Source organism: Brevibacillus sp. NPDC058079, from assembly GCF_042885155.1.
GTDB lineage: Bacteria > Bacillota > Bacilli > Brevibacillales > Brevibacillaceae > Brevibacillus.
Genome location: NZ_JBHVSO010000004.1, coordinates 570,670 through 586,498 on the forward strand (window position 1 = coordinate 570,670; position 15,829 = coordinate 586,498).

The 15,829-nt window shown below is 46.2% G+C and carries 13 protein-coding genes; 5 read left to right on the plus strand and 8 right to left on the minus strand.

Going from position 1 to position 15,829, the window contains the following annotated elements:
• The first annotated feature begins 17 nt into the window (after positions 1 to 17).
• The gene (locus ACFVS2_RS15945; protein ID WP_390235439.1) at positions 18 to 1,190 is read left to right on the plus strand and encodes an NAD(P)/FAD-dependent oxidoreductase; all 1,173 of its coding nucleotides are present in this window, start codon (positions 18 to 20) and stop codon (positions 1,188 to 1,190) included.
• A 46-nt stretch (positions 1,191 to 1,236) separates the two neighbouring features.
• On the plus strand, positions 1,237 to 2,103 hold the full coding sequence (locus tag ACFVS2_RS15950; RefSeq protein WP_390235441.1) for an RNA polymerase sigma-70 factor: 867 nt from the start codon (positions 1,237 to 1,239) through the stop codon (positions 2,101 to 2,103).
• Positions 2,104 to 2,148: 45 nt separating this feature from the next.
• Here the strand turns inward: ACFVS2_RS15950 and ACFVS2_RS15955 are convergent, their stop codons facing one another.
• The 3 genes from ACFVS2_RS15955 to ACFVS2_RS15965 all read right to left on the minus strand — a co-directional run bounded on the left by ACFVS2_RS15955 (position 2,149) and on the right by ACFVS2_RS15965 (position 7,317).
• The gene (locus ACFVS2_RS15955; protein WP_390235443.1) at positions 2,149 to 4,482 is read right to left on the minus strand and encodes an Ig-like domain-containing protein; all 2,334 of its coding nucleotides are present in this window, start codon (positions 4,480 to 4,482) and stop codon (positions 2,149 to 2,151) included.
• Positions 4,483 to 4,579: 97 nt separating this feature from the next.
• The gene (locus tag ACFVS2_RS15960) at positions 4,580 to 5,152 is read right to left on the minus strand and encodes a histidine phosphatase family protein (RefSeq protein ID WP_390235445.1); all 573 of its coding nucleotides are present in this window, start codon (positions 5,150 to 5,152) and stop codon (positions 4,580 to 4,582) included.
• Positions 5,153 to 5,250: 98 nt separating this feature from the next.
• Positions 5,251 to 7,317, minus strand: a complete 2,067-nt coding sequence (locus ACFVS2_RS15965; RefSeq protein WP_390235447.1) for a methyl-accepting chemotaxis protein — start codon at positions 7,315 to 7,317, stop codon at positions 5,251 to 5,253.
• Positions 7,318 to 7,566: 249 nt separating this feature from the next.
• Here ACFVS2_RS15965 and ACFVS2_RS15970 point away from each other — a divergent pair, with 249 nt between their 5' ends.
• Together ACFVS2_RS15970 and ACFVS2_RS15975 are read left to right on the plus strand one after the other, a co-directional pair.
• Positions 7,567 to 8,136, plus strand: coding sequence for a DoxX family protein (locus tag ACFVS2_RS15970; protein WP_173616847.1), 570 nt, complete (start codon positions 7,567 to 7,569; stop codon positions 8,134 to 8,136).
• Between the two features lie 234 nt (positions 8,137 to 8,370).
• The gene (locus tag ACFVS2_RS15975) at positions 8,371 to 10,002 is read left to right on the plus strand and encodes a peptide ABC transporter substrate-binding protein (protein ID WP_390235449.1); all 1,632 of its coding nucleotides are present in this window, start codon (positions 8,371 to 8,373) and stop codon (positions 10,000 to 10,002) included.
• A 56-nt stretch (positions 10,003 to 10,058) separates the two neighbouring features.
• Here the strand turns inward: ACFVS2_RS15975 and ACFVS2_RS15980 are convergent, their stop codons facing one another.
• The 5 genes from ACFVS2_RS15980 to ACFVS2_RS16000 form a co-directional block, all read right to left on the minus strand.
• A complete protein-coding gene (locus ACFVS2_RS15980) occupies positions 10,059 to 11,078 on the minus strand; it encodes a vWA domain-containing protein (RefSeq protein ID WP_390235452.1) in 1,020 nt (339 codons plus the stop codon).
• Positions 11,079 to 11,152: 74 nt separating this feature from the next.
• On the minus strand, positions 11,153 to 12,274 hold the full coding sequence (locus ACFVS2_RS15985) for an AAA family ATPase (RefSeq protein WP_390235455.1): 1,122 nt from the start codon (positions 12,272 to 12,274) through the stop codon (positions 11,153 to 11,155).
• Positions 12,275 to 12,290: 16 nt separating this feature from the next.
• Positions 12,291 to 13,499 (minus strand): MFS transporter, encoded by a 1,209-nt coding sequence (locus ACFVS2_RS15990; protein WP_390235458.1) that lies wholly within the window; start codon positions 13,497 to 13,499, stop codon positions 12,291 to 12,293.
• 1 nt (position 13,500) lies between these two features.
• The gene (locus ACFVS2_RS15995; RefSeq protein WP_390235459.1) at positions 13,501 to 13,980 is read right to left on the minus strand and encodes a DUF6530 family protein; all 480 of its coding nucleotides are present in this window, start codon (positions 13,978 to 13,980) and stop codon (positions 13,501 to 13,503) included.
• A 24-nt stretch (positions 13,981 to 14,004) separates the two neighbouring features.
• Complete coding sequence (locus tag ACFVS2_RS16000; protein ID WP_390235460.1) at positions 14,005 to 14,364, minus strand: GIY-YIG nuclease family protein; 360 nt, start codon at positions 14,362 to 14,364, stop codon at positions 14,005 to 14,007.
• Between the two features lie 359 nt (positions 14,365 to 14,723).
• On the opposite strand from ACFVS2_RS16000, the gene ACFVS2_RS16005 reads away from it, so the two are divergent.
• Positions 14,724 to 15,521 (plus strand): hypothetical protein, encoded by a 798-nt coding sequence (locus ACFVS2_RS16005; RefSeq protein ID WP_007723540.1) that lies wholly within the window; start codon positions 14,724 to 14,726, stop codon positions 15,519 to 15,521.
• Positions 15,522 to 15,829: the final 308 nt, after the last annotated feature.

Sequence of the window (15,829 nt, forward strand, 5' to 3'; positions counted from 1 at the left end):
ACGAGGAGCTGATTGGCATGAAAGAACAAACATGTGTGATTGTCGGAGGCGGGTACGCTGGTATCCACGCACTAAAAGCCGTTCGCGATACGTGCAAAGGACGCCCGATCCGTTTCATCTTAATCGATAGAGAGCCTCATCACCTTCGCAAAGTCCTGTTGTTCAAACCAGCTGCTGCCAAAACAGATATCTCGATTCCACTAAAAAGCCTGTTTCCAGAGGGCGTCGAATTCGTCCAAGGTACAGTCACGTCGATCAAAGGGAAGGAGAAAAGCCTCTTATTCCGGAACAAAAACGGTCAAGAGCAGGCGTTGCCCTACGACATTCTCATCCTGGCAGTAGGAAGCGTCATTCGCCAACCGGAGCCAGAACAAGGCGGCATCGCTTTGACGGGCGTCGAGGCGGCCGAGGCGGTTCGGGATAAGTGGCTTGCCAACATGCGCCAAGCCCTCCATGAGAAGCAGCCCTCCGAACGTGAGCGATTGTTAACGATCGCCGTTGCGGGAGCGGGTATCAGCGGGATGGAGACCGCTGCGGAGCTGGCTTTCGCTATGCGTGAGGAAGCGAAGAACCTCGGCATCCATCCTGATGAAGTCAACGTCTATCTCATCAACGCACAAAATCGTTTGTTTACGGAAGGCCCTGCCAAAATGGGGCGCAAGCTGGAGAGTGCACTCACAGATGGCGGCGTTACCATTCTACATGGTCAAAAGGCACTTCATGAGCGGGACGGAATGCTGACGCTAGCCAGTGGTCGCATGCTTGCTGTCGGGCTGTGCGTCTGGTCGCTCGGACTCTTGCCCAATCCCGCATTGCGCAGCATGGGCGTGCCACTGACCACACACGGACAGGTGGTCGTCGATGAATCCTATCGTGTAGCGGGAACGCCGGGGGTGTACAGTATTGGCGATTGTGCGCGCATCGTAGATCCAGCCAGCGGGCAAGCGGACACGATGACATGCAAGGAAGCCTCCGGGCAGGCGATACGTTTGGGCAAAATTGTGCTGGCTGACTTGGATGGAACCCCTGCTCCCACACACAAAAGCTACATGGACATTTACTGCGTCGGACTCGGCCCTGAACGCGGAATGGTTTGGACGAGAAAATGGGGACTCGATATCATTTTGACAGGGAAATTGGGGTGGAAGCTTCGCCAGTTCACCTGGAATGTTACCAGCATGATAAAATAGGAAAAAAATAGGGACGTACGAAGATACAAGAGGAAGTGACACAGCCATGGAGGCTCTGTACAAACAATATAAGGGGCTCATGTTCCGCCTCGCCTATCAGATGCTCGGCTCGGCCACGGATGCGGAGGATATCGTGCAGGACGTATTCGTGAAGGCCCATGATGTCTCGCTGGAACAGATGCTTGAACCGAAGGCTTACCTGTGCAAAATGACCACAAACCGCTGCCTCGATTTGTTAAAATCTGCTCGCAAAAAACGGGAGCTGTATACTGGACCATGGCTACCAGAGCCCATCTCTACCCCTGATGCAGACAGCTATGATTCTGTCATTACCAAAGACTTGCTATCCTACGCGATGCTCGTCCTGTTGGAGCGGCTGTCTCCCCCAGAACGAGCGGTATTCGTCCTGCGAGAAGCCTTTGACTTCCAATATGACGAGATTGCCGAGCTGGTTGGAAAAACCGAAGCGAATTGCCGCAAGATTGTTAGTCGGGCTAAAAAGAAAATGGGGATTGACCCAGAGGAATCTCATCTCATCCCAGAAAAAGAGCTCGGCGAAGAATGGATTGGCCGTTTTCTGTCTGCGTTGGAGCACAGAAATGTCGAGACATTGCTCACTCTGCTTGCCACAGATGCGGTATTGCTCTCCGACGGCGGCGGCAAGGTCACCGCAGCCCTGCATCCGATCTTGTCTGGCAAACGCGTGGCTTCCTTCTTACTCGGCTTGATGCGCGGCTTCTCTAAGCGTTCAGATTTCTCTGTAGAGCTCGCACCTTTAAACAACCAGACCGGGTTTGTGATCAGACTGGACGGCAGAATCGACACCGTGGTGTTTTTTCATATCGAACACGGAGTTATTCACAACCTCTACTTTGTCAGAAATCCTGATAAGCTAAGATTCATAGAATTGTAGTCATCAAAGCGAAAAGCCACCAGTAGCAGGTGGCTTTTCCTCGCTTTATTTTACCGTTACCCGAACCGTTACTTCTTTTCCGCCGTAGCTTCCTGTCAATGTCGTGTTGCCAGTAGAGACTGCTGTCACTTCGCCACCGTCTACAGTGGCTACCTCAGGATTTTCCGATACCCACTCAACCTCTTCGGAAACCAATTCTGTATACCCTCTTTCATACTCGGCATGAACTTGGAGGGTAAAGGTCTCTTCTGGAGAAAGGCGTAGTGTGGAACGATTCAGCTTTAGCTTATTCGGCGCTTTTTCATCAAAGACCAAAACTCTTGCTCGCGTGTACTTGTTGTCGTACGTGACAGTCACATAAGCTTTTCCGCTTTTTACTGCTTTGATCTCACCGTTTTTGAGCACTTCCAGTACATCAGGATCGCTCGAAGTCCAGGTGGCTTTTTCTGTGACATCCTTACTACTCTTGTCACTGAAGGAAGCGGTTAAGGTCAACTTCTGTTCCTGTTCTGGTTCCAACACAAGCGTCGGCTCGGACAATTCAATCGATCTGACAGTCAAACCAGATACACTTACCGGAATAGTGAGCTCCTCTCCTTGGTACTGGACGGTAATGACGGAATCGCCTTCTGTTTTGCCAGCAGTAATGCGTCCTTTTTTCAAAGAGATCAGATCATTGTCGATGCTGTACGTCGTTTCTTTGTCTTTCGTAATATCCTTGCGCTTTTTGCCGTCTATCACATACACCTTGAGGTACTTGGACTGTTTAGGCTTTAGCGTCAGTTCCTCTGGGGATGCTTCCAGGGTAAAGGTTACTCTTTTCTTCACGGTAATCTCAGTAGTTGCCGTCTTGTTCCCATCAAGCGTTCTTACGGTGATTGTCGTCTTCCCTGCGCTCTTCGCGGTTACGTTGCCTTCCTTGTCAACCTCTGCTACCTCAGGGTTGCTGCTGTTCCATTCGACAGCTTTGTAGGAAGCATATGCTGGCTTGATTGTGGCTTCTAACTCGACAGGTTCATCCCCGAGCGTCATCGTGAGCTCCTCTTCTTCCAGTGTTACTTCGGAAACTGGATAGTAAGACGGAGGCGTCGGTGGGGTCGGCTTATTCACGACATTCACCAGTCGTATGACAGGAGTAGCCTTGTTTCCAGCCGAATCTTTTGCGTGGTACTTCAGTGTGGACGTCCCTGTTTGGTTAGGAACGACGAAACCCTCAACTTCAGCCTGCAAGCCGCTTTCACGATCCGTGATGGTTACGCCTGGATCGGTGAACGTACTGCCTTTATAGATGGTCATCGTCGCATCGCCTTTTAAGGTAATGACTGGCGCTGTCTTGTCGATACGGACCTCTACTTTTTCCTCATCACTCTTCTTTTGCGTACCGTTGACCTGAACAGCGACAACCTCTGTGATTCCTTCGGTCGACACTGTAATTTTATCCGTGTATGTTTCCCAGGAGCCGTTTTTCAGCTTGTACTGAATCGTATTTCCTGGCTCGCCTGCCATCGTTACTTTGACATCCTGATTGGTCCAGTTGTTATGGCTAAGTGTCAGGACTGGCTTGGATGGAGCAGCCTCGACTGGCGTAATGGCGTTGGAAGGTGCAGAGGCAACTGATTCTCCTATCTCACTTGTAGCGGTGACGGTAAATGTGTACTCCGTTTCATAGCTCAACCCTGTTACTGTAATCGGGCTGTCCGTTCCAGTCTCCGTCAGGTTTCCAGGATGGGAGGTAACCTTGTAGCTCGTGATTGGTTTTCCATATGAATTTGGAGGACTGAAACTTATGATTGCACGATCATTATCCAGCACGGCCTTCACATTTTCAGGAGCTTCAGGCTTTTTCAGGTAGTATAAGCCAAATTCCATAATGTTTGGATTGAAACCATCATTCGTATCTGTAAAATTGACTCTGACATAACGACTCTTAACAGGAGCAGATAATAATCGAGATGTATCATATAACTCATTTCCTGTTACTTTCGCATTCGCATCTGGAATATCAGAAAAATGAATTCCGTCACTGCTGATTTGCAAGGAATAATCTTTGTTACGACTAATGGCTGCACTTACTTCCCATAAATTAAACTCGGTTTCTTCCCCTAAATCTACTTGGAACCATCCTGTACGATACACATCACTTATCCAAGAGCTATCAATCCCCACCTGACCATCTATAGCTTTGTCTGGTGAATAGTTTTGATAGTGCCCGCCGGATGTCACTGCTTTCCCAGAAGCCAAATTCTCTGCTCGAAAAGCAGATACAGGGTTCTCGATCCCCAACGTCAGAAGAACGAAGCAAAGCAGTGTAGCCAATCCTTTTCGAAAATAGAGAAGGCCTTCCTTTCGCATCAAATTTCGGTCTTTTTCGCTAGTCATTTTCACGCCTCCTAGTCATGTACTCGTAGTCGGCTCCTAGCGTATCAAACAATTCTCACAAAAATCTCACAAGCAAAACCTTTCTTCCTATAGGAAGTCAGTTCCTCCATAATCGCTTCGTTTCTACGAGCACTTCACCCTGAAACTCCATTTTGTAAATATCAGGCTTGGACGTCGTCAATAAAAAATCCAAATCGTACTGACTGTCAAAGTACCCCATCATCAAAGTCATAACGGCACCATGCGTTCCGATTACAACTTTCTGCCCTCTATATTGCTCTAAAATTTTTCGCAACGTACTTACCACACGATTCCGACAAATTGCGATGGACTCTCCTCCAAGTAAAGAAAAGTCTGGCTCAGTAAACATCCTCTTTACTAATGGATACAATTCGCTATCAGCCATGATTTGATTGTTTCCGATAAAAACGAGTTCTCTCAGCTCTTCTAAAACGACGATCTCTTTCCCTACGGACTGGGCTAGTTCTTCTATGGTTGCCATTGCCCTTTGATACGGACTTGAAATGAACGCATCTATCCCCTCGTCTTTCAACAATTGAGTAATGATACGGGCATCTGACCAACCTTTTTCAGTCAGTCCTCGTGTTCTTTCGTCTCCTTCGGTTTTTGGTGATTCTCCGTGCCTGACCATGTAAATATAGGTTTTCATACATACCCTCCGTGAAAACTTTTATTTTCTGCCTACATCCTTCCTGAAAATATATTAACAAACCCCCCTTCCATTTTTCACTAGAAAGGGGGGCACTCTTAGATTTTGAAGCGATGCACGATCTCTTCCATCGTCTGCGTCAAGCCGACATTTCGCTCTGAAATAGCCGCGACCTGTTGATTGTTATCCGCAATAATGCGAGATTGCTCTGTGATCGCCTCCACACTGTGGGCACTTTTCTCCATCGAGTTCGTCACTTGCTCCACGACAGAAACCACACTGCTGATTGTGGAATTCAACTCTTCAAAAGACGCATTGAATTCTTCCAGCAACGTATGGAAACGATGCGCATCCAAATTGTACTTCTCCGATGTTTCCATCATGCTATCATAGTCAGGAATGACCCGCGTTTCGATAAAGTCCAAGACGCTCGACGAATGAGTCGCCAAATTGTCTACAGATTTGCCCGTGACCTGGATAATGCGTTGAATATCAATCACGACCTCAGACGATTGCGTCGCCAGTCTGCGTATCTCATCCGCTACGACAGAAAACCCTCTACCGCTGTCTCCCGCACGTGCAGCTTCAATCGCCGCATTCAATGCCAACAGATTCGTCTGCTCAGAGATTGTGAGTATCGCCTCTGCCAACAGGTTGATTTTTTCCATCGATTCCTTCGAGTCGGTGATCGCAATTTCCGTTTGTGCCTTCACATTCATATACAGCTCTGTCGTCATTTTATCCGCAGCCAATGCATGCTCCCGCAAAGCAGTTGCCCGCGAGCTGACGTCCTGCGCGGTCGCAGCCGCTTCTTCCGTTCTCTTCGTAATCGAGTGAATGACGGTCTCCATGTCGTTCAAGGTCGCATTCATCTCTTCTGTGGCCGCCATCGTCTCCTGCATATGGGCGAGTAAGATGCCCGTAGCCTCCGCGGTTCCGCTGGACTGCTCGCTTACTTTGTTAGTAGCTTGCTTCGCGCTTTGCGCATTTTCAGCGACCGAGTGGGACACCGCTGCTAGCTTGCTCACAACCTCGCTCAATTGCTCACGCATGACAATGATCGACTGTGCTGTCAATCCAATCTCATCCTGCGTGCCCTGCTCGTTCACCGCCATTTTTTCCCGCAAATCAAATTGAGCCGTCTGCGTAATGATCTCCCTCATTTGATCAATCGGGCGGGTAATCCAGCGACTCAGCAAGAAGGATAGAAGCAACGCTCCTGCCACGGAACATACCAGCTTCCAGACAACGGACTCCAGATTGTCCGCCAGCTTCTGGTTCAGCTCCGTATTGTCATACACAATCTTGATGACACGTGATCGGCTGAGATCATTCGGATCATTGCCTAGCTTGTACGGGACGAGGCGATAAGTGAGATCTTTCTCCTCTGTTTTTTCATGAAACTCTTTGATTTCTTGAGATTGGTATGCTTCCGTAAAAATCGGCAAGTGACTCTCGATCACCCGCAAGGCTTTCCCGTCGCTCCCTGTTCTCCCCAAAGCGTAGCCATCATGAGAAAAGACCAGAATGTCTTTTACCATGCCGTATTTCTCCGTGATCGCCTGCGACACAGCCAAGAAATTAAAGGTCTGGAAAAGAGCGCTGTCCTGCAAATTCACACTGACTTCAAACAGGTACTTCTGGTCAAACGTAGGGAGATAAGCGAACTTTTTGATTTGACCTGTATTGACGGAAACCTCCATGCCATCGGCAGAAAACTCTTTTCCATCGATCCGCTTTTTCAACAGCTCTGTAAATGCCCCGGCATTGCTGAAATCAAGCCCAATATCGGTTTTGACGCTGGAATGAACGACCTTGATATTTCGGTCAATGATGAAAATATCCATCCCATACTGCTCACGCAGGGCTACATAGTCCCACTTCTCCACCCCTGGATTTTGCCGATAATTATTCGTTAACACTTGCAGTGTTTGCTGCATGCGGGTTTCCATGTCTTTCTCAAAAACGCCGTATGCCATATCCACATTCTTCACTGCATTCGTGACATGATCCTCTACCAGCTGGTACTGTACCGCTTGGTCAGAAATAATATTCGCCTTGAACTGAGCATAGTCAATAATAGACAACACAATGGCTACCAGCATCGTAAATAAAGAAATCATCAAGGTAAGCTTAGTACGAAAAGACATCCACATTCGTTTCATAAGTCTGCTCCAAGAAGTTTTATTTTTTTAACATAACTTAACATAATTTACCACATCTTAACTTGTCAATCCTTTCATGAATTTACTGTATTTTGGCAATACATACACTAGGATTTACCATTAACACCGTGCTTATAGTGTCAATGAACACCGTATGAACTTATGCCCAAAACCGCACTACACAGCCATTTGTTATGTTAAAATCGGCTCGAACAAAGATGTTCAAAACGTATGTAGGAGGACACCCACATGCAAAATCGTCAAAACGAAATTATTATTCCTGAAAATCCTGTTTCACACTTCCTGTTCACCAGCACAAAATCGGCTGCGCTCTGGTTGATCATCAGACTGTATGTCGGCTATGCATGGATTACTGCGGGATGGAAAAAAGTCCAGTCCGATGCCTGGACCGGAGATGCGGCTGGCGGCGCGATTCAAGGGTTCGTAAAAGGCTCCTTGGCAAAAGCAGCCGAAGGAAAGGACGTAACGGGGTGGTACGCCTGGTTCCTGGAAAATATGGTATTGCCAAATGCCAAGGTGTTCGGCTTCCTCGTTGCTTGGGGTGAGGTACTCGTCGGACTCGGCTTGATCCTCGGATGCCTGACAGGGATCGCAGCGTTTTTCGGCGGCTTGATGAACGTCAGCTTTCTGTTCGCAGGAACGGTCAGCACCAACCCACTCCTTTTTGTTTTTGCCACTTGGCTCGTTCTGGCTTGGAAGGTTGCAGGCTGGTATGGTCTTGATCGCTGGGCGCTTTCTTATCTCGGAACACCTTGGACGAGAAAATCGCGCGATGGTGTTTTGCCGATGAACAAGTAATCCTTTTTTCCCTCCCTAATGACAAAGCCACCTTTTGCGGGTGGCTTTTGTTGTCCCTTCAGATCGATAGTTAATGAAGTAACGGACAAATTGTATGAATTTATTCCGAAAGGTAACCGTGATTTCTGATGAATATTTATACATTATGTTGAATGACTGACTGGTTGCTGTGCATTATTCTTTTGAGGAACTATAAATTTTCTTATTTTTCAAATAATTTAACAGGAGGACAGTATGAACAAGTGGCTACTAGGCATTTCTACTGCTGTTTTGTTATTTAGTCTCTCTGTCGGCTGTAGCTCGAAGCCCGCCGACAATATCCAATCCCCTCCAGCGGAAACAACAGCTAAGCCTACTACTTCAGAGCCAATGGTCTTGCAATGGAGCATCACCGGGGAGCCATCTACGATGGATGCCGGCATTGCAACAGATTCGACCTCGATGGACATGATCAATCTCAGCTTCGAAGGACTGACCAGCGTCGACCGTCAAGGCCAGATGATCAACGCCATCGCGGAGAGCTACACGCATACTCCTGACTTCACTCATTTTACTTTTACCATTCGAAAGGACGCCAAATGGAGCAATGGCGATCCTGTTACCGCTCACGATTTTGAGTACGCCATCAAACGCAATCTCGACCCCAAAACCGCTTCCGGCTACGCGTATCAGCTCTTCTATATCAAAGGGGGCGAGGACTTTTACTCCGGAAAAGGCAAGCCAGAAGACGTCGGGGTAAAGGCAAAGGACGACTACACATTAGATTTCACCTTGCGCTCACCAACACCGTTCTTCCGCGAATTGACCTCATTCACTACCTACTACCCACTTCATAAAAAGACCATCGAGAGCAACCCCCAGTGGGCAACAGAAGCCAAAACGATTGTCGGCAATGGCCCGTTTATCATGGATACGTGGGAGCACAAATCCAAGCTCACCTTCAGCAAAAGTCCTACTTATTGGGACAGCGCCAACGTCAAGCTAGATCAGATCCATATTGTCATCATCGAGGATAACAACACCGCCCTGTCCATGTTTGAAAATGGCGATCTGGATTGGGGAGGCTACCCTTCCTTTGGCTTGTCACCGGATGCGGTTGGTCAGATCAAGGAAGAAGGCAAGCTGCTGGTCGCAGATAACCCCGGAACCAAAGCCGTCATCTTCAATACAGAGAAGCCCCCTTTTACCAACAAAAAGATTCGTCAGGCGTTTTCGTATTCTATCGACCGACAGCAATTGGTAGATAACATCCTACAGACTGGTGTTCCGCCCGCTTATGGCTGGGTTCCCGTTTCCATGGGGTTGAATCCGGACGGCTACTTTAAAGAGGATGTGGCGATGGCCAAGCAGCTTTTGGCAGAAGGCATGAAAGAACTCGGGCTGACTCAATTCCCTAAAGTCACGTACTACTACGACACCGGAGAAACGGACAAGAAGCTGGCTCAAGCACTCCAGGACGAGTGGAAGAAAACATTAGGAGTCGACATTGACATTCGCACCTCAGAATGGAAAGTGTTCAACGAGGATGTCCAAAATGGCAAATACGACTTCGGCATCTGGCTATGGGGAGCCGATTTCAACGACCCGATCAATTTCCTCGAAATGTACAAGGACTTGGGTGGCAACAACGTCGTTCGCTTCGACAACAAGGAATACCGCGATCTGCTCAATAAGAGCTACTATGAAACCGACGAGCAAAAACGCAAGCAACTGATGTTTGACGCCGAAAAAATTCTCATGGAAGAAATGCCGCTGGCACCACTGCATTTCCGCGGCAACGCTTATGTGAAAAACGACAAGGTGAAGGACTTTGTAATCTTCCCTCTCGGCGGTTCCTACTTTAAATACGCGTATATTGAAAAATAATAGAGCGCGGGCATCCTCTCTGTGCGAAACAGATAGAGAGGATGCCCGCGCTTCCATCATAAATACCGAGCAATAATCCGAACTAACTTTGCAGGGAACTCATGTAAATTTGTAATATCCAAAAATCTTTCATTCCCATAGATTTCACTTATCACATCCTTGTCTTGACCGATTGCGGCTGCAAGAAATGTAACTCCTTTTCGTTCATATTCCTGTATGGTCTGTTTCATATCTGTAACAGCGTAACTTCCGGTATAGTCATCCATTGCTTTCGGTTGTCCGTCACTTATGCTAATCAACAGTTTTGTCTTTTGGGGGGAAGCGGCTAATCGTTCCGCCATAATTCTAAGAGCCATGCCATCGCGATTATTACTTCTCGCATGAATTCTCATTAACCTAAAGCGATCATTGGCATCCGCTTTATCGAAGTCGGCATAGGCAAAGATCGACATTTGCTCCAATCTGGAAACATCCGCAGTATCGCCGTAGATCAAAATGGGGATATGACAAAGCAGACAATATTCATATACGGCGATCACTGCTCGTTTTGCTGCTTCTAATCTCCCGTAAGCTGACATAGATGCGGATTCATCAACCCTAAGACCAACCACAAGAGAAGGGGATTCCGTTGGAGGACGCTTCTTGGCAAAATACTTGTAATCCCTGTAAGCAACGCTGTCTGCTTGAAATTTGCTGCCATAGTAACGATTCCTCGCAAAGTCGGAAGATATCTCATGTTCCAGGTACGGAAGTGTCTTTCTGGCAATCTCTTGCACGATAGGCATGAGTCCCTGACAAAGCCGAACATATTCCTGTTGGTTTTCCTCATCGTAGTCTGGACGGTGAACAATGACCTTTACTTTTTTATGAATCGAATCGGAAATGACCTCTCTTGCCTCTCGATTCAGCTTTTTACGGAAATCACGTTCCTTTTGTTTCGCTTCCTCTGACATGGATTCAGGATTTGCCTGATGATATTGAGGAGAGCTATCTTCCCCCAAACCTGAACATTCCATATGAGTAGAATCTTCAGAGACACGGGAAGAGCTTTCGTCACTATCGGCAGATTTTTTCAATGCGATTCCCTTTTCCTCTCCATGGTTGTCTTTACCAAAATCAGTGTCGGCTATATCTCCCCATGTCCTGATCTCTATGGCGTCGTCAGATTTTCGTTTTTTTTTAGTTCAATCTCGGCTTCTTCCAAGCTGGCAAACAAACCATGATTTTTTAGTGCTTCTTCTAAAAGCTTTATTTCTTCCGAATCAGTTGTTATCTTGTAGATGACCTTATGATAAAGAGATTCTTTTGCGGAAGCTCCTCCGGCAATTGCATCTGCCCAGTAGAAAAAGGATCGCATTCCAGCCACGCCCTTGATCGCATTGACCCGCGCTGTTCTGTCTAAAACCATAATCATGTCCGCTAAAATCCCCAACACCTTTCCATCTTGAAAACCGGTTTTGGCTATGACACGTTCTATCATGATTTCTTTGGTCGGCAGGTCCATCTTTTCCGTATGCTGAACCCTGTCGCGCAGCGCTTCGTTTAACGGTCTGGTTCCCGCATAACTGCGGTTTGTTGTGATAACTGCGATGAAGTCTGGGTGCCTGCGTATGATCTCGGTGGGAAGATTGATGCTGCCATCCAACTCCAAGGCAGAGTTTAATGCCATTAACACCGCAGCATCACGAATAACGTTTGGTTCTTGGATTTCCAATAGATAACCCTTTTGATAGGCTCTGACGATTTCCGAAGGGTAAAATCGGTACTCAATCGCTTCACCATCGGTGTTTTCCGCTGCTGCAAGCTTCAGTAATTGCTTCATCTTTAAAGCTGCCTGTTCCTGAGTAATCCCCAGTGCATCGATTAAAATTTCAGCTATGCTTTGAAACCCATCACTTTCATATAATGCTTTCCATACCGCTTGCTCGGCAGGCTCCATTTTCTCTAAACGTTCAGAAGAAATTACCGGCAAAATAGCGCCAATAATATCCGATTTATCCATATCAGCAAAACACGTCACTTTCGTATACGGTAGCCCGAAATTAGCCGATAATGCTTTGGCTAGTTGTGTTTTCCCAGAACCAGCGTCACCTTCTACTAATATATTGGCGATTTTCATTTCTCCGCGATGCCAGTTGCGTTTGATTTCTTTACTAATACGCTGTTCTTCTTCACTGACCTTATGAGTGGAAGGCTTTTTCCAAACAAGCTTTTTTTCTGCATCCGTCAGCTGTCTTTCGGGTGACAAATCATATGTTTCATTTTCAGTCATCACATTTCTCCTCCACTCATAGTGCTGGTTTCTTCGCATCTTTGCTCTTTTTCTCAACAAGAAGAGGCAGCAGCAAAGCCGCACCGATCATAATCAAAACCCCGCTCACCACATATACCGCAACTAGGGAAAACGTCTCTTTTAAATAGCCGGATATAAACATGCCAATCACCATCATCCCCATAAAAACAGGCGTGATCGCACCAGATACTCGGCCAATAAATGCCCCTTCTGTGTTCCGTACAAGTAGCGTCTGGATTCCGCTTTGAATACAAGGGAAAAAGAAACCGCTGATCACTAATAGAACAATCATCAACCAAATCGTTGTGGTAACCCCTACTACCATCGTGCAAGCGGCAGAGACAAGCAAGCCTACCATGAGCAGCATCTGTGGCCTTACCTTTTTGGCTATCCCGATTATGATTGCTCCTCCTGCCAACATGGCTAACCCGTTGGTCATAACCAACCACTGCAAAAATTGTTTGTCCTGTCCCAAATTCTCGATGACAAGGAAGATCTGAAGCGGCTGTGTCAGACCTGACGCCAATCCGACAGCGAAGAAAGTCAGACAGAGAGTTCGTAAGGATTGATTGGACCCGATATAGCGCAGTCCGGCCTTCAATTCCTTTATGAAGCCGCCAGCATCCTCAGACTTCGGTTCCTCCGCGTCACGGGGAAGCGTCGTTAATATAAAGGAAGACCCTAGGAACAGAACCGCTGTCAGAATCAGAGAGGCTGTAATTCCAAACTGGATGAAAATAAACGTGCCAATGACCGGACCTAAAACCGTAAAGACAGCGACAAGCGTTTGGGACATAGCCATCGCGCCCTGCAGTTGTTCAGCTGGCACATGACGCTTGTACAGCTTCATGGCTGAGGGTTGAGAAAATTGAGACAGGCTGGCGGAAATAAATGTTCCGATGAGAAGTGCCATCCATCCACCATTCATGAGTGCAAGCAGCACAGCCCCGACAGACAGGGCAGACAGCAGATCGCTCCAAACCATTGTCCGCTTCGGCCGCCATCGGTCAGCAAAGGTTCCGCCAATCAGGCCGAATAGAAAAATGGGGGCGAATTCAGCAACCGAAATCAGTGATACATAAACCGGATTATTATTCGTCAATTCGCTAACGAAAAGAAGAACGGCATAATTCCGGATCCAGATCCCCAAATGCAGCAGCACGCGGGAGAGGATAATCGTTCGAACATAAACATTGGAAAACATTTCAATACCCCATATCCTTTAATAGCTTTGATAATGTGCGCAGACGTTCGCCGATCATCTCATCGTCGTTACTCAGCCCTTGGCTGAACAGCTTAATGTCTTCATGAAGACTCTCATTGTCCGTACATATCGCCACGTTCATTGCATCCCCTTGCAGGGCAACCCGGTCGATGAGTGGCTCCTGTGGGTCATAATAATGCTCATATCTGTATGCGTCGCGAAAGTGTGCCAAAGACCGACAAATCAGTATGGACATATCAAGAACACGATGGAGAGGCAGTTCCTCCGATTGTTTTGACCATTCTTCTCCCGTGTATCTCCATACCTTGGCAGATATATCGACCTTTCTTCTGGAGTTGCCCTCTGCCACTCCCAGAGAAAGTGCTTTCGCATCTGTGTTCCTGGCTAATCGGCCATCAACGCGCTCATAGTTATCGGACACCACAACAGGCTTATGGTTCAAGTTAGTAGGTATTTTCATTTTTCTTCCCCTCTTTTCGTTTGATTATTGTTCTTTCTTTTTTTCCTGGTTGTATCCGCGCTCTCCGTACGGCTGGAGCTGGTCGAGCCATTTTTGTTCCAGTTTCTTCAGCGCATCTTTTTCATCAAAGAATCCGTCTTCCTTCTTTTTCAAAACCTCCAACACTTCAAAGACGAATGCCTCTTCTCCGTACTCATTCCATTCCTGTTGAAGCTGCTTGTTTATATGCGAACCCATTTTGAGAGTAAACAGCTTTCCGTTCATCGTCTTGAGGTTGCGGGTGGCGCTGATCCAGACTTTTTGGTTTTCAGTGTTTTTGATCTGATACACCCCTGCCTGCGTTTCTGATTCTTTATACAGTTGTTTCAGTTCTTCTCGATTCATCGTTTCTCCCTCGCTTTTCACGAAATAAATAAACAAAACGTCTTTTTGTTTGTTATTTAATAAACATAATGATATATCGTCTTATCGTTGTCAAGTGCACAAAAAAACACCGGAACATGTCCGGTGCCTAATTTGTGTTGGGTTACAACGAGTACAAGGCCAATGAATCACCATCAAACAATAAAGAGAAATGTCTACGCTTATGCTAGTAGTTACCTATCAATAAAAGTCATTTGAATAATTCACAACTAATACCAAAGCGTTAATTTTTTATCGCATGTTTGTTATATAAATTCATTTTTGGATAAATATGGTATATACTCGATTTGCGGTTAAATTTCTGAATTGAGGTGCTTTTGATGAAAAAAGTCGTAGCTATTGCCACAGTTTTGTCTCTATTAACTGTCAACCCTGCCTTCGCTTCTGACAAACAAAACACCAAAGAAGAAACGCAAGAAGAGAATTTCACACCATTATCAACTGTAGAACGTGTTTTAGCTCTGGAGAAATTGGATTTCGCTGAACATATAACTCCAGATCAAATTGATAGTTTATCAGATGCTGCTATCTATGAATTAAGTAAAGAGGAGGGCGAGATTGTTAGTATTCAGGAGGTTTATAGAAACCTTGATGAAGAGGATACCGGGGAAGTTAAGCTACGAACATTAGACAAAGACGATTTTAAAATGAGTGTTGTTGCTAAAAGAATTAATGAAAAGCGTAGCAAGGATAATTTTAAGTTTGTAGCCACTGGTGAATGGCTGACAGACCCTTTTTATGAATTTACTGATGCAATTGCACTCGCTTGGTCAGATGATTTCACGTTATACGAAGATGACTGCTATATCATGAGAACATTTGGATCTGATCGTGATGACGTTGCATTAAACGATGTTGACCCAGAAAAAGGAATTGCCTATGATGTAGATATTGACTCAATGAAAAACGACTACGAAATTGTACTGACCGCAAAAGTTTATAAAAATGATGACGATGGCTCAGCAAATGTTGTTGGAGAATATGGACATGTTCAAATCCATGCGAGTGGTATTGAAATTGGCTTCTCTGGAAGTTCAACTCCTTCAGTTAACATGAACGTATCTTATGCTGCAGATATTGAAATGGCTTCTCCAGATTACGATAGCTTTGACTACTAAAATTAGGATGATCTTCTATGCTTAAAAAAATTTTGTACGGTCTTCTAGTCTACGTCATTGGTCACATTGTGGTAGTTGCTTCTGTTTCAATTTATAACAATGACACAGATCAAGAATCCTTTTTAAGAGCCATAGTAGCATCAATTCTTTACTTAGCAGCAATAATTTGTGTTACGAACAATCGTAATACATAAGAAAAGCCCTCCCCGGAATATTGAAGTGCACCCCTTAAAGTAGACATTGGAAAAACCCCTGTGGTTTACCGATGAACTTTAGGGGGTGCATTTTTTTATGGCAGCTAAAGGGCA